This window comes from Gemmatimonadota bacterium (genome assembly GCA_016712265.1).
GTDB lineage: Bacteria > Gemmatimonadota > Gemmatimonadetes > Gemmatimonadales > Gemmatimonadaceae > RBC101.
In genome coordinates this window covers 863,507-877,999 of the sequence record JADJRJ010000031.1, presented here as the reverse complement: position 1 = coordinate 877,999, position 14,493 = coordinate 863,507, and the positions used below count along the sequence as shown (strand labels likewise).

The window sequence follows — 14,493 nt, the reverse complement described above, 5'->3', positions numbered from 1 at the left end:
TTCAGGCGGGGGGGCGCGGCAGGCGCATGAGGTACGCGGTGCCGTCAGGCGTCTCGACGAGGCCAATCGGCAGAAATCCCGCCTTCTCGTAGCAGCGAATGGCCCGGGCGTTCGTCGGATCGGGGTCGAGCTGGATGGCCGTGACCGTCGGATCGGAGAAGAGCCGCTTGCAGAAGGCGCGAACCATCGCCGTACCCAGACCACGATTCACCAGGTCCGGTTCCCCGATAAACTGGTCGATTCCACGCACCGTCGGATCAGTGAACCCCGTCCACCACCCGCCTCCCGTGTCGACCGCGATATAGGACTGGATGTAGCCGATCGGCTGGCCGTGATGGCGCACGACATAGCGACAATCCCCGGGATCCGGGGGCTCGGGCAGGAAGTCCTCACGCACCTCCTCGAGAGTCGGCTCACAATCCCACCACTCGGCCACGTGCGGTTGCGAGATCCACCGCAGGAGGAGTGGGAGGTCCGCCGCGGTGACCGGGACGAAGTCGAATTCCGCCGACATGGGAACGTGGGACGACAATCGTGGTACCCTCTCACCGGACGCCACCGCAAACGTAACTTGGCGACATCCTCCGCCGCATCGCCTCCATGCGACCTTGCCTCCTCGCTTCCTCCCTTGGCTTCCTGCTCGGGAGTTCCCTCGTCGCCCAGGACACGTTTGCGGGGGTCGATCGCATTGTCGCCGTGGGGGATGTCCACGGTGACTACGAACGGTTTGTTTCGCTGCTGCGCCAGGCGCGGGTTCTCGACGACAAGGCGCGGTGGATCGGGGGGCGGACGCACCTGGTGCAGACCGGGGACGTCCCCGATCGCGGGCCCGATTCGCGAAAGGTGATGGACCTGTTGATGGCACTGGCCCCCGAGGCGGAGCGCGCCGGCGGCAGGGTCCATGCGCTCATCGGGAACCACGAGGTCATGAACGTGCTCGGTGACCTCCGGTACGTCCATCCCGGGGAGTACGCCGCCTTCCGCTCCAACAATGCGAAGTCCCTGCAGCAGCGCGCCTTTGAGGTGCTATCGGACTCGACCCGCCGGAAGGATGCCGCGTATCGAGCGGAATGGTTGGCGGCCCACCCCCTGGGCTGGGTCGAGCACCGCATGGCCTTTGAGGCAAACGGGAAATACGCGAGCTGGATCCGCGGCAACCCGGCCGTGGTGCGAATCAACGACTGGCTGTTCCTGCACGGGGGGATCGGACCGAAGTACGTGGACCACACCCTTGCGGCCCTGAACGATGGCGTGCGCCGTGCACTGGACCCGACGCAGCCTCCCCCGGACGGGAACATGGCGGAGGATCCCGAGGGTCCGCTCTGGTACCGCGGGCTTGCCACGGGAGCCGAGGACTCGCTGGCGGCGCATGTCGAGCAGGTCCTCGCACACCTCAACGTGCGCCATATCGCCATCGGGCACTCGGTTTCCCCGGGGGCCATCTTTCCCAGGTTTGACGGCAAGGTCGTCCTGATCGACGTGGGCCTCGCGGCCGCATACCAGGGGCCGCCGGCCGCCCTGATCATCGAGGGCGGCAAGGCGTTCGCCCTCCACCGGGGCACGGTTCTCGACCTCCCGTTAGGCGGGGACCCGCTGGCCTACCTCAAGGCGGCGGCGGCGCTTGATCCTCCGCCCTCGCGGCTGCAGGCGGTGATCGACCAGATGAACGCCGTGCGGGTCCCACGCTGATGGGGGGCATGCCGCCCAGGGGTTAGGCTCTCAGAACGCCGGGGCGCCACCGCGTACCAGGCGCCAGAGGTCCATCCGGAGGACGGGAGGCTCGGTGCCATCGAGGAAGTACTCCGTGTAGCGCCGTTCGGGGGGAGTCGCCGCGGTGGCCAGCTGACCGGTGGCACGATCCAGCTCGGCGATCACCAATCCCGGGGGTGGGGTCCATGGCAAGGCCGCGCGGGTCGTTCCCGCCAGTTGGAGCATCCGTCCGAAGATCGGTGCGGCCAACGTGCCGCCCGCAGCACCGGGGGCGATACTCGTCGGCTTGTCCGTGCCGAGCCAGACGCCCGCCACGAGATCCGGCGTCATCCCCACAAACCAGACGTCGGTGTTGTCGTCGGTCGTCCCGGTCTTCCCTGCGACCGGGAGCGAGGCGGGCAGGTACCGGCGGACACTCGTGGCCGTGCCACGATCCACCGCATCACGCAGCATATCGCGCACGATAAACGCCACCCGGGGATCCAGCGCTGGCACTGGTGTTTGCAGCCGGTTCTGCCACACGACCTTGCCTTGCGCGTCCTCGATGCGCGTGATGAAGCGGGCCTCCACGCGTGCGCCAAGGTTGGCGAAGGTGGCGTACGCGGCGACCAGGTCGAGGGGCTGCACCACCGAGGCGCCGATCGCGCTGGATGGATAGGGGGCAATCGGCGACGTGATGCCTAACGCGCGTGCTGTCGCGATGACGGAATCCATCCCCACCTGCTGCGCCAGGGTAACCGCCACCGGGTTGCGCGACCGCGTCAGTGCCTCGCGCATCGTCACTACGCCGAGGAACTCGCCGTCGGAGTTCTTCGGCCGGTACACCGTCCGGTTCGAGAGGGGGATGGCGATGGCCGTGTCACCCACCATGGTGTTGGCCGCCAGGCTCTCCGCGACGGCCGTGGCGTACACAAAGGGCTTGAAGGCCGAGCCGGGCTGCCGCATTCCGTTCACAGCGCGATTGAACGGGGAGGTCGCGTAGTCTCGTCCACCCACCAGGGCGCGGACATCCCCGGTGAACGGATCCATGGCCACCACGAGGCCCTGCAGGATTCGTGTGGAGTCCCTGCCCCCGGTCGAGGCCTTTGGCAACGCATACCCCGGGCGCTGCTCGACCGCGGTGACCCCTTCGGCAAGCGCCTCCACCGCCGCACGCTGCAGGAAGGGATCCAGCGTGGTATAGATGCGGTGTGGGCCACTGGATACCGGGGGATACAGTCGTGCGGCCTGTACGCGCACGACATCCACGTACCACGGAGCCTGCGCGGCGAAGCCCTCGTCGGTCACCGTCACCAGCGGTTCCGCCTGCGCCCGCGTCGCTTCGGCGCGGGTGATGTAGCCCTGCTGCGCCATGAGCGCGAGCACGGTGTTCCGTCGCTCCCGATTACGATCCGGTCGGCGCACGGGATCATAGATGGCCGGCCCCTTGGGCATCGCGGCGAGCGACGCGGCTTCGGCCAACGTCAGCCGGGCCGCGGGCTTTCCGAAGTAGTGTCGCGCCGCGCTCTCGATTCCGTAGTACCGCCGCCCGAAGTGCAACTGGTTGAGGAAGGCTTCGAGGATCTGGTCCTTGGTGTAGTGACGCTCCATTTCCCGGGCCGCCTGCTGTTCGCGCAGCTTGCGGCTGATCGACCGGTCCCTGCGGTCGATGATGTCGGGATGCATGTTGCCGACAAGCAGCTGCGTGATGGTGCTGGCGCCCCGCGGGCGACCACGCGCGGCATCCTTGATCGCGGCCGCGACGCCGACCAGGTCGACCCCGTCATGCTGGTAGAAGCGCTGGTCCTCGACGGCGATGAATGCCTGTGGGACGTACTTCGGCAGCGCCTTGAGGGAAACCACCGTGCGCCACTCGGCGCCAACTTCCCCGATGTAGGCCCCATCACGCGCAAGGACCAGCGACGACTGCGCGGGAGGGACGATCCGCCACGGTTCGTTTGTGACCTGGGTCACGGCCTGCTGGGCACCGAGAGAACCGCCCACCGCCGTGCAGGCCGCGAGGGCGAGGCCCCGGCACCGCGCGCCTAACGTGTGCAGCCGACGCCCGGACTGTAACGAAATGACGGTCATTGTATCAGGTCGTGTCACGATCCGGAAACGGCGAAGGTTCGGCAAGATCGCATAAGTCGTTGTACAGCAACCAGATGGACGATATACCCGCGCCCGCGCCCTTCGGTCCCGCGCTTGCCTTGGAGGAACGGCAGACCTCAACCCGTCGCCGATGTCCGCCAGCTCCGTCCGCGTTCCCCGCGTCGCGTTCTACTCCCATGATACCATGGGATTGGGCCACATGCGTCGCAACCTGCTTCTCGCAGGCGAGCTGGCGACCATGGCCCCGCACCCCTCGACGCTCCTGATCACCGGGACACGGGAGATCGCCCGCTTCTCGTTGCCACGGGGCGTTGACCTGTTGAGTCTGCCGGCGCTCTACAAGGACGCCACGTCGCAATACCACGCGCGGACGCTCAACGTGGCCCTGGACGAGATCATTGCCTTGCGAAGCGCCATCATCCAGGGCGCCATCGAGACCTTCGCGCCCGATGTGTTCATCGTCGACAACGTCCCACGTGGCGCGCTGGGCGAATTGGAGCCGACGCTGCGCATGCTGCGGCGCGACGGACGCACGCGCTGTGTGCTTGGGTTGCGCGACATACTCGACGATCCCACGCACGTGCGCGCGGAGTGGAACCGGGCCGGCAACGTGGCGACGATTCGCCAGTACTACGATGCGGTATGGGTGTACGGGGATGAGTCGGTACTCGATGTCGCCCTGGAATACGACCTGCCGGCGGACGTCCGGCGCCGGATGCATTACACCGGGTACCTCGACCAGCGCCGGCGTACCCCATCGCGCGCGACCACGCCGGAGGGCGCGTCCCACGACGTGGTTTGCCTGCTGGGCGGCGGGCAGGACGGATTGCCGCTGGCCCGCGCCTTCCTGCAAGCCGACTTCCCCGCGCCGTGGCAACCCCTGCTCGTCACGGGCCCGATGATGTCTGTGGTGGCGCGCACCGAGGTCGAACGCCTGGCCGCGCTGGCTCCGGACAAACGCATCCTGGAGTTTGTCGACGACCCGGCGGCACTGATGCGGGACGCGCGCGCGGTGATCACCATGGGTGGGTACAACACGGTGTGCGATGTGCTCTCGCACGGCGTCCGGGCCCTCGTCGTGCCGCGCGTGGTCCCCCGCACGGAGCAGCTGATCCGGGCGTCGCGCCTCGCCGAGCGCGGCCTGCTGGAGATGCTTCATCCGGACGCGCTGACCCCAGACGCGCTGCGATCCTGGGTCTGCACGCCGCCCGTGCGGCCGCCACGGCGTCCCGTACGCCTCCACGAGGGGCCGGCGATCGGCGCCCTGCTGCACGCACTCGTCCCCGCGGGCACGGCCGAGGTGCGCCATGCGAGCTGAGTCGCCACGTATCGGCTACGTCGTGAAGCGATACCCTCGCTTCTCGGAGACCTTCATCGTGAACGAGATCCTCGCCCACGAGGCCGCGGGACTGGATCTCGAGGTGTTCGCATTGTACCCGCCGAACGATACTCACTTCCAGGATGCGATCGCCCGCGTCCGCGCGCCGGTCACCTACCTCACCGCAGACGGCCTGCGCGCTGCCGATCTCTGGGGCGCCATCCAGCAGGCGGGTGCCGACGTCCCCGGACTCTGGTCCCGCCTCGAACTCGCGCGCGGGAGCGAGGCACGCGCGGTCTACCAGGGAGCGCTGTTGGCACGGGAGGTGCGCCGCCGGGGAATCACCAACCTGCATGCCCACTTCGCCACGGTCGCCGCCGAGGTAGCGCGCCTCGCCGCGGGATGGTCTGGCATACCCTACACCGTCACCGCCCACGCCAAGGACATCTTCCACGAGAGCGTGACCGCAGTGGGGCTGCGGCGCGTGCTGGGCGATGCCGCGCACGTCGTGACGGTGAGTGACCACAACGTCGAGTACCTGACGAGCGACGTGGGGCTGGACGCGCGCTCCGTCCGCCGCCTCTACAACGGCATCGACCTCGCGCGCTTCGCGTGGCAGGCGCCAGCGCCTGGCGGGCCGCCGCACATCATCTTCGTGGGCCGGTTCGTAGAGAAGAAGGGGCTGCCCGACCTCATCGAGGCCTGTGCCGTGCTGCGCGCGCGCGGCGTGGACCACCGGTGCACGCTGGTTGGGGGCGGACCGCTCGAATCCACCTTGCGGGCGCTGGTTGAGGCGCGAGGCCTGGGCGATACCGTGCATTTTGCCGGCCCACGGCCGCAAGCCGAGGTCATCGCGATGGTTGGGCAGGCGGCGGTGTTCGCCGCCCCCTGCCGTGTCGCTCAGGACGGGGACCGCGACGGACTCCCGACGGTGTTGCTGGAGGCGATGGCGTTAGGCACGCCCGTGGTGGCGACCGACGTGGTGGGGATCCCCGAAGTCGTGCGCCACGGAGAGACGGGACTGTTGGTCCCGGAGCGAGACGCCGACGCCCTGGCCGTCGCGCTGACCCAGCTGCTCGTGACCCCGTCCCTTCGGCTGCGGCTTTCCACGGGCGCGCGGGCGCTCATGGAGCAGTCGTTCGACGTCGTCACCAATGCGGCCGCGCTGCGGGACGTCTTCGCGGCCGGGCGGCCCGCGCGACACTTGGCGAGGGCCTCCTGATGCGGATCGCCTATGTCTGCGCCGACGCCGGCATCCCGATCTACGGGTCGAAGGGCGCGTCGATCCACGTGCAGGGCGTCCTGCGCGCCATGCGACGGGCGGGGCACGACGTGGTCGTCCTGGCTGCGCGGACGGGTGACGTTCCCCCCGCGTGGGCGGCCGACCTCGGCGTCACGATGCTCCCGCGCCTGGGGGGCGACGCCCCGGATCCCACGGCCGTGACCGCACACAACCACGCGATTGCAGCGGCCCTGACCCAGGTGGGCCCCGTCGACCTGGTGTACGAACGATTGTCGCTGTGGAGTTTTGGGGCCATGGAGCAGGCGCGCCACCTGGGCGTCCCGGGATGCCTGGAAGTGAACGCCCCCCTCGTGGACGAGGCGGTGACACACCGCGGGCTGGCGGATCGCGCGACAGCAGATCGGGCCGTCGCCCGATCGCTCGCGGCGGCCAGCCAGGTCATCGCCGTGTCGGAGGAAGTGGCCGCGTGGGCCAAGGCCAATCCCTGCACGACCGGGCCGGTGGTCGTGGAACCGAACGGCGTGGACCCCGCGCGCTTTACGGCGCAACGCCCGGCAGCCGGCGCCCCATTCACCGTCGGGTTCATCGGGACGCTCAAGCCCTGGCACGGCCTGGACCAGCTGGCCGATACCTTTGCGCTGGTCAAGCGCCGGGTCCCCGAGGCTCGGCTCTTGATCGTTGGCGACGGCCCCGGACGGGAGACGCTCACTGCGCGGCTGGTGTGGCGTGGCGTTGCGGAGGCCGTGACGTTCACCGGAGCCGTCCCGGCAGAACACGTGGGAGCCGAGCTCGCCCGCATGCACGTGGCGCTGGCCCCATATCCCGCACGCGGGCCGTTCTACTTCTCCCCACTCAAGGTGGTCGAGTGTCAGGCCGCAGGAGTCCCGGTCGTCGCCAGTGAGGTCGGGCAACTGCGCAGCCTCATCCGTCATCGAGAGACGGGATGGCTGGTACCGCCCGGCAGTGCGCGCGCGATGGCGCTCGCGTGCCTGGCCATCCACGCCGCGCCGGCGCAGGCCGCCACCATGGCGAATGTGGCGCGCGCGGAGGTCCTGGCCGAACGCTCCTGGGACGCAGTCGTGGACCGGATCCTCACCCGGGCGCAGGCCGCCGCCGTGCGGAGACCGGTCACCCGCGGACCTCAGCAGCTGGTGGCCATATGAGCGGCGCCTCTTCCTGGCGTCGCCTCGCACGCCACGTAGGTCCCGACCTCGCCCGTGAACGCCGCCCCATCGCGCTGGCCGTGGTGGCACTGCTCGCGGAAGTAGCCCTGCGCGTGGCGGAACCGTGGCCGGTCAAAGTGCTCATCGACCATGTGCTCGGATCGGCGGCCCGTCCGGACTGGCTCCCGATAGCGCTCACGCCGTCGGCCCTCGCCGCCGTGTGCGGCGCCGCCCTGCTGACCATCGTTGGACTCCGCGCGGGCGCGGCGTACGTGGAGACGATTGCCCTCGCGCTGGCGGCGAATCGCGTGCTGACGCGACTGCGTGGCGCGCTGTTCCACCGACTCCAGCTCCTGCCGCTGACCTACCACCAGACATCGCGCGCCGGCGACCTGACCGTTCGCCTGACGAGCGACGTCGGCATGTTGCAGGACGTGACGCTGACGGCCGCCCTGCCGCTGCTCGCGGATGCCGGCATCCTCATCGGCATGGTGTCGTTGATGGCCTGGCAGCAGCCGGTCCTCACCCTGGTCGCGCTGCTCCCCATGCCCCTGTTCCTCCTGCGATGGCGCGGGACGCATCGGCGCATTCGTGACGCGGCGCGTGTTCAGCGACGCCGGGAAGGGGCCATGGCGGCGACCGCGAGCGAATCCCTCAGCGCGATTCGCACGGTGCAGGCCCTATCGCTCACGGAGGTCATCGGCGAGAGCTTCAGCCGGGAGAACCAACGCACCGCCTCGCAGGGGGTGAAGGCCAAGCGCCTCTCCGCGGGGCTCGAGCGCAGCGTCGATGTGGCGATCGCCCTGAGCACGGCCCTCCTGCTCTGGTACGGGACGCGCCTTGTCCTACGCCAGCAGATGACCGCAGGTGACCTGCTGGTGTTCGCCGCGTACCTGAAGACGGCGTTCAAGCCGCTGCAGTCGTTTGCCAAGTACACGAGCCGACTCGGCAAGGCCTCGGCGGCGGCGGAGCGCGTGCTGGACGTGCTCGACCGCACGCCTGGCGTCGTGGATCCCCCACAGGCCATCACCGCACCACCGCTGCGCGGCGAGATCCGGTTGGACGACCTGCACTTCGCCTACCACGCCGACGCGCCCGTGCTGGCCGGGGTGACGGCGCACATCCGCCCCGGTGAGCTGGTCGCGATTGTTGGAGCCTCGGGGGCCGGCAAGTCGACGTTGGTCCACCTGCTGTTGCGGCTGTACGCGCCGAGCCGTGGCCGGATCGTCGTGGACGATCACGACGTCGATATGCTGACCCTGACCTCCTGGCGCAGCCAGGTCGGGGTCGTGCTCCAGGACACCGTGCTCTTTGCAGGCACCGTCCGCGACAATCTGACGTTAGGCACGACGGGGCGCAGTGAGGCCCAGGTGCTGGCCGCCCTCCGCCTCGCCAACGCGGCGGGGTTTGTCGCCGCCCTCCCGCAGGGACTGGACACGGTGCTCGGCGAACGCGGCGCAACCGTGTCGAACGGGCAGCGGCAACGTTTGTCGATCGCGCGCGCGGTGTTACGCGACCCGCCGGTCCTGGTGCTCGACGAACCCACGGTCGGCCTCGATGAAGAGAACGAGCGGGACGTGTGCGAAGCGCTCCTGCGACTGGCCCGGGGTCGCACCACCTTCCTCGTGACCCATGCCTTGCACCTCGCGGCGCGCGCGGACCGGGTGCTGGTGCTTGGGGCGGGCCGCCTCGTGGAGGATGGCACGCCGGCCGACCTGCTGCGCCGCGGAGGTGCGTTCGCGAATTGGTATCGCGATCAGTCGGCGCGGATGAGTGGGGCTGTCGTACCGCTGCCGGTGTCCCATGCCGGATAGCGCCGATCACGACCTCGCCGACCGGGATGGTGCCCTCCCGGGGCTGGCCGACGTGCTCACCCCAACCCGGGACAGCGACTGGTGGCGACGGGTGGCCCCGACGGCACTCGGTGATCCGGTGGTGGCGTATGTGAAGTACAAACCCGGGCAGAGCTGCCTGGCAGGGGTCGTGGTCGGCGGCTCGCGGTACCTCGTGAAGGCGTGGCGGCCGGCCGACCCCGCGATGGCAGCCTACCCTGTGGCTGACGCCACCCGTGCGATCACCGTGACGGCGTTTCCCGATGATGCGAGGGTGCGAGGGTCGCGCTGGCTGCTGGACGACGCGTCGCGAGATCGTGCGCACCGCCGCCTCAGGCTACCGTCCCCCAGCGCGTGCGGCGTGGAGCTGCTCGCGTGGAAGCCGGAGCGACGCGCCGTGTATCGGGTCGCGGTGGCCGGTGCGCCGGTCGCCCTCATCAAGTGCCATGCGGCGGGCGCCGCGCGCCAGGCGGAGGAGACGGCGCGCGCCTTCCGGGGACTGCCGTTCGCCACCCCCAACCTGCGCGGACGATCGACGCGGCGTGGCGTCCTCTCCTACGACTGGATTGCCGGCACGACCCTCACCCACACCAGCCTGTCGCCAGGGTATGGCGAAGAGGCAGGTCGCTTACTCGCCGCCCTGCACGCGGCAGGCGCCCTCACCCTCGGGGTCCGCGACCCCAGGGAACGACACCAGCGACTGCGCGACTCCGTGGCCGCCCTCACGATGATCTTGCCAGACGTTCACGCTACGGCCCAGAGTGCGCTCGCAGAGATCGAACGCCGGCGGCCGCCGGCCGGCCCCACGGTGCCGACCCATGGCGACTTCTACGTGAAGCAGCTCGTCGATACCGGGCGTGGCCTCGCCTGTCTGGACTTCGATGAAGCGGCGATGGGCGACGCGACCGATGACCTTGCGGTGTTCGTGGCCCACATCGAACGCGACGTCGCGCGTGGCACAATCACCGCCGCGCAGGCCCGCGTGATCGAGGATGCGTTCCTGGACGGGTATGGACGCCGTCGCGGATCGCTGGACCTCTCCGTGGCGGAACACCTGCTGGGATTTGTGCATCATCCGTTCCGGCACCGCGCCCCGGATTGGGCTGGCGAGACGCGCACCTTGGTCGAGCATGTGCGATTCCTGCTCGCCCGGCGTCATGCGCCGCTCACGCCCCTGCCGCACCCATGCGTCGTGGATGTAGCGGCCCCGTTGCTGGATTGCCGGCATGCAACCGCCGCCGTACGGGCCGGGGTGCCGGGGTATCCCACCGCCGAGGTGACGCGCGTTCAGGTCGAGCGGCACAAGGCGGGGCGACGCACGTTGCTGTCATTCCTGGTGCGCGCAACCCCTGGTGCGCCAGAAGAGCGATGGCTGGCGAAGGCGCGCTCCCGGGGCACCGATCATCGCACCGCCGCCCTCCAGCAGTCCTTGTGGGATGCCGGGCTCCATAGCGGATCATCACATGGGGTTTCGGTACCCGCCCTGCTCGGTGTCCTCGAGCCGCACCACACTGTGGTGCACCGCTGGGTAAGTGGCGTCCCGCTCCATGCGGCCCTCGCCAACGGGTGCCGGCCGGCCGTCGCCGGCCGGCGCATCGCGCGTGCCCTCGAGGTGCTGCATGGCGCGCCCGTTCATGTTGCGCGTCGTTGGACAATTGACGACGAACTCGGCATGTTGGAAGGACGACTCACCACCCTCGCCGCCGCGCGCCCCGCGTTGGCCGCCGGAGTCGCGCGACTCTGGCACCGGCTGGTGCCCCTGGCGACCCCGCTGCGCACCCGCTCGCGTGTCGCCCTCGTCCACCGCGACTTCTACCATGACCAGCTGCTGTTCGATGGCGAGCGCACCTGGATCCTGGACCTCGATTGCGCCGCCCGCGGTGACCCGGCGATCGACGTGGGGAACTTCGCTGCGCACCTGATCGAGGGAGCGTGGCGCGGGGCGTATCCCGGGCCCGAGGCCGCGGCGGTGATTCAGTCGTTGCTAGATGACTACACCCGGGATGCCGCCGACGACGAACGCGACGCGGTGGCGCGCTGGACGGGACTCGCGCTTGCCCGGCTGCTCGAGATCGCCCTGCACCATGACAGTCGCCGCCCGAGTGTGCCGGAGTTCCTGGAGCGGCTACTGCACTGGCTCCCCGCGCGTACGCGCGGCGCGAGCGTCACCCCACCGGCGCTGTTGGCCCTGGAGGTCGCCTGATGAAATCGGTCGTCTTTTTGGCGTTTGGTCTCGCCGCCGTGTGCGGTGCACAGGATCGGGTCATTGCCGCTCGTCCGGCAACGGCAACCGTCGCCGCCGACAGCGGTCAGGCCCGGACCTCGTCCCGCATGGACGTGCCCGGGTTCCGTCACCTGCAGCTGCAATCCTTCGTCCTCTCACGACTGGATGACAACGTCAACCGGGATACCCTGCGCGTGGCGTCGGTCGGGGTGATCTCCGGCCTTGGGGCCCAACTCGTGAGCGGTCCCGTGCGACCCTGGTTGGTGGCCGAGTACGACGCCGCCTTCCACCGCTACACCGCCACCAACCGGTTCAACCGGGTCTCCCAGCGCGGACGCCTGACGGTGGGGGGCCGGCTGACGCGCTGGTGGACCCTCGAGATGGTCTCCGAGGGATCGCTCAAGGGATCGTTCGAGGATCGCGACGTGAGCGACCAGGTCACACTGCAACCGCGCACCGAGTTCAAGCTCGGCGATGCCCGACGGGTCCGCTTCACGGCGTCGCATCGCTGGCGGCGGTATCCAGAGAGCCCGGACCAGGATGCGATCAACCAATACGCGGCGGCGGAATTTCGGCACCGCCTTCCGGATGGTGCCTCGTGGGAAAGCGAGTTCCGCGTCGAGCGCAACCAGGCTCACGTCACCCGGTTCGACTATCGCCGGACCACCTGGAACTCGACCTACACCACGCCACTGTGGCGCGGGGCGACACTCGAAGTCGAAATGCAGTACCGGTTACAGGCGTACTCGAACCGACTGGTCGAGATCGAGGACGAGGACGTCCTCCGACGCGACCACCGCTTGCAGCCGGGCGCGGCGTTCAGCTGGCAGATGGGACCGGTGCAGCTGGAGCTCAGTTACGAACCGGAATGGCGTCGCTCGAACGATCCCACGCGAAACATCGACCAGCACGTCCTGCTCATGGGACTCCGGCATCGCTGGTAGGTCCGGTTGCTGGTGAGGGTGGGGGACGCCAGCTTTCGCTCATGTCCCGCACCCTCGTCCTGGCCACCGCGCAACTGCACCCCCGAAAGGGGGATTACCCCGGCAACATGCGTCGACTCGGCCAAGTGATCGCCGAGTTGGACGGCGCGACCCCGCGTCCGCAGGTGGTGCATTTCCCGGAGACGGTCCTGTCCGGCTACTTCGTGGAGGGCGGGGTGCGGGAGGTGGCCGTGACGGCGGGCCAGCTCGCGCGGGACCTCGACGCCGCGGTACGGGCGGCGGCGCCGCATGGCACCCGTCCGATCGACGTGGTCGTTGGATTCTACGAACGGTGGCGTGAGACCCTCCACAACAGCGCGGCCTACGTACGCATCGGTGACGGTGCGCCGCGGGTGCTGCACGTGCACCGTAAGGCGTTCCTGCCGACGTACGGCTTGTTCGACGAGGAGCGTTTCGTCGAGCGTGGGCATGAGGTGCGCTCCTTCGACACGCCGTGGGGGCGCGCCGCCATGCTGATCTGCGAGGACGCCTGGCACTCGCTCTCGGCCACGATCGCGGCCCTGGGCGACGCGGAGCTGATCTTCGTCTCGGCGGCAACACCCGCGCGTGGTGCACATCCGCGTCAGGATGAAACACCGGGCCCGGCCAGCGTCTCGCGATGGGAGCGGTTGATCCGCGAGATGGCTGAGGAGCACGGGGTGTTCGTCTCATTATCCAATCTCGTGGGCAGTGAAGGCGGGAAGGTATTTGCCGGGGCGTCATGCGTGTTCGGTCCCCACGGGGACGTGCGAGCGCGCGCGCCGTCGTGGGAGGAAGCCGTGGTGGTGACGACACTCGGGCTCGGGGATATCGGGAGGGCGCGGGCAGACACCCCCCTATTGGCCGACCTCCGGACGGCGCTTCCGCATTTGCGAAAGAGCTTGGAGTTGGCGGAGGGTCGGGCGACGGCTGGCCGCGGCGCGGAGGGGGCCGAGGTTGGGGAAGGAGCGGCCTATGACGAAGCCCCGGTGGCTCGCGCGAGCGCCGCCCCATCCGTTGGGGCCCCCCCCCCCCGACTTCAAGATACGACCGACGTTTCGAACGACCGCAATCATTTTGTCCCCGTCCGTATCATCGCATCCCCAGCGCACACACCGTCGATCCCTACCCTCGAGATCGATGCCGCGCTCGTCGAACGGTGGCTCGTGCGCTTCCTGGCCGATGAGCTCAGCCGGCGCGGTATGCAGCGGGTCGTGGTCGGCCTCTCCGGCGGTGTGGACTCCGCCGTCACCGCCACGCTGGCCGCGCGCGCCCTAGGGCCGGCCAACGTCCTCGCCGTGCGTTTGCCGTATCGTACGTCGAGTCCCGACTCCCTCGCGCATGCGCAGCTGGTCATCGACCAGCTCGGGATCCCTTCGACCACGCTCGACATCTCGTCGGCCGTCGATGGTTACCTCGCCCTCGCGCCCGGGGTCTCCCCCGCGCGGGCCGGCAACGTGATGGCCCGGACGCGCATGATTGCCCTGTTCGACCAGTCGGCCGCCTGCGGGGGTATCCCGTTAGGCACCGGAAACAAGAGTGAGCGCCTGCTGGGGTACTTCACCTGGCATGCGGACGACTCTCCCCCGGTCAACCCGTTAGGCGACCTCTTCAAGACCCAGGTGTGGGCCCTCGCCCGCCACCTCGGCGTCCCGGATGCCATTGTCGACAAGCCAGCCTCCGCCGACCTCGTCTCCGGCCAGACGGATGAAGGAGACTTCGGCATCAGCTACGCTCGGGCCGACGTCATCCTCAATGCCCTGACGAGCGGGTATGCGGCAGCGGACCTCCCAGCGCTGGGCTTCGCCCCCGAGGACGTTGAGCTGGTGAGACGCCGCTTGGATGGCACGCACTGGAAGCGGCGGTTGCCGGCCGTGGCGATGCTGAGCCAATCGGCCATTGGCGAATCGTACCTGCGCCCCGTGGACTACTGACCGTGAGCTACACGCT

The 14,493-nt window shown here is 69.3% G+C and carries 10 protein-coding genes; 8 read left to right on the top strand and 2 right to left on the bottom strand.

The features are described 5' to 3' along the window. Position 1 precedes the first annotated feature (1 nt). Complete coding sequence (locus IPK85_24610) at positions 2-514, bottom strand: GNAT family N-acetyltransferase (protein MBK8250551.1); 513 nt, start codon at positions 512-514, stop codon at positions 2-4. An 86-nt stretch (positions 515-600) separates the two neighbouring features. Here IPK85_24610 and IPK85_24605 point away from each other — a divergent pair, with 86 nt between their 5' ends. Next, positions 601-1,689: a metallophosphoesterase gene (locus IPK85_24605; GenBank protein MBK8250550.1), complete on the top strand. Its 1,089-nt coding sequence runs from the start codon at positions 601-603 to the stop codon at positions 1,687-1,689. 30 nt (positions 1,690-1,719) lie between these two features. Here IPK85_24605 and IPK85_24600 read toward each other — a convergent pair whose 3' ends face one another. After that, on the bottom strand, positions 1,720-3,780 hold the full coding sequence (locus IPK85_24600; protein ID MBK8250549.1) for a PBP1A family penicillin-binding protein: 2,061 nt from the start codon (positions 3,778-3,780) through the stop codon (positions 1,720-1,722). Positions 3,781-4,000: 220 nt separating this feature from the next. Here IPK85_24600 and IPK85_24595 point away from each other — a divergent pair, with 220 nt between their 5' ends. Genes IPK85_24595 through IPK85_24565 form a run of 7 tightly spaced genes read left to right on the top strand, consistent with a single transcriptional unit; the run spans position 4,001 to position 14,477 of the window. Next, positions 4,001-5,119, top strand: coding sequence for a glycosyltransferase (locus IPK85_24595; GenBank protein ID MBK8250548.1), 1,119 nt, complete (start codon positions 4,001-4,003; stop codon positions 5,117-5,119). Further along, positions 5,109-6,341 carry a glycosyltransferase gene (locus IPK85_24590; GenBank protein ID MBK8250547.1) on the top strand — a complete coding sequence of 411 codons (1,233 nt, stop codon included), beginning with the start codon at positions 5,109-5,111 and terminating at the stop codon, positions 6,339-6,341. Before IPK85_24595 ends, IPK85_24590 begins: the two co-directional genes overlap by 11 nt. Next, complete coding sequence (locus tag IPK85_24585; GenBank protein ID MBK8250546.1) at positions 6,341-7,525, top strand: glycosyltransferase family 4 protein; 1,185 nt, start codon at positions 6,341-6,343, stop codon at positions 7,523-7,525. The genes IPK85_24590 and IPK85_24585 overlap by 1 nt, the downstream gene beginning before the upstream one ends. Next, on the top strand, positions 7,522-9,339 hold the full coding sequence (locus IPK85_24580) for an ABC transporter ATP-binding protein (protein ID MBK8250545.1): 1,818 nt from the start codon (positions 7,522-7,524) through the stop codon (positions 9,337-9,339). The genes IPK85_24585 and IPK85_24580 overlap by 4 nt, the downstream gene beginning before the upstream one ends. After that, positions 9,329-11,560: a phosphotransferase gene (locus IPK85_24575; GenBank protein ID MBK8250544.1), complete on the top strand. Its 2,232-nt coding sequence runs from the start codon at positions 9,329-9,331 to the stop codon at positions 11,558-11,560. Before IPK85_24580 ends, IPK85_24575 begins: the two co-directional genes overlap by 11 nt. Further along, the gene (locus tag IPK85_24570; protein MBK8250543.1) at positions 11,560-12,525 is read left to right on the top strand and encodes a hypothetical protein; all 966 of its coding nucleotides are present in this window, start codon (positions 11,560-11,562) and stop codon (positions 12,523-12,525) included. The genes IPK85_24575 and IPK85_24570 overlap by 1 nt, the downstream gene beginning before the upstream one ends. Positions 12,526-12,566: 41 nt before the next feature. Further along, complete coding sequence (locus IPK85_24565; protein ID MBK8250542.1) at positions 12,567-14,477, top strand: NAD+ synthase; 1,911 nt, start codon at positions 12,567-12,569, stop codon at positions 14,475-14,477. The last annotated feature ends 16 nt before the right edge of the window (positions 14,478-14,493 follow it).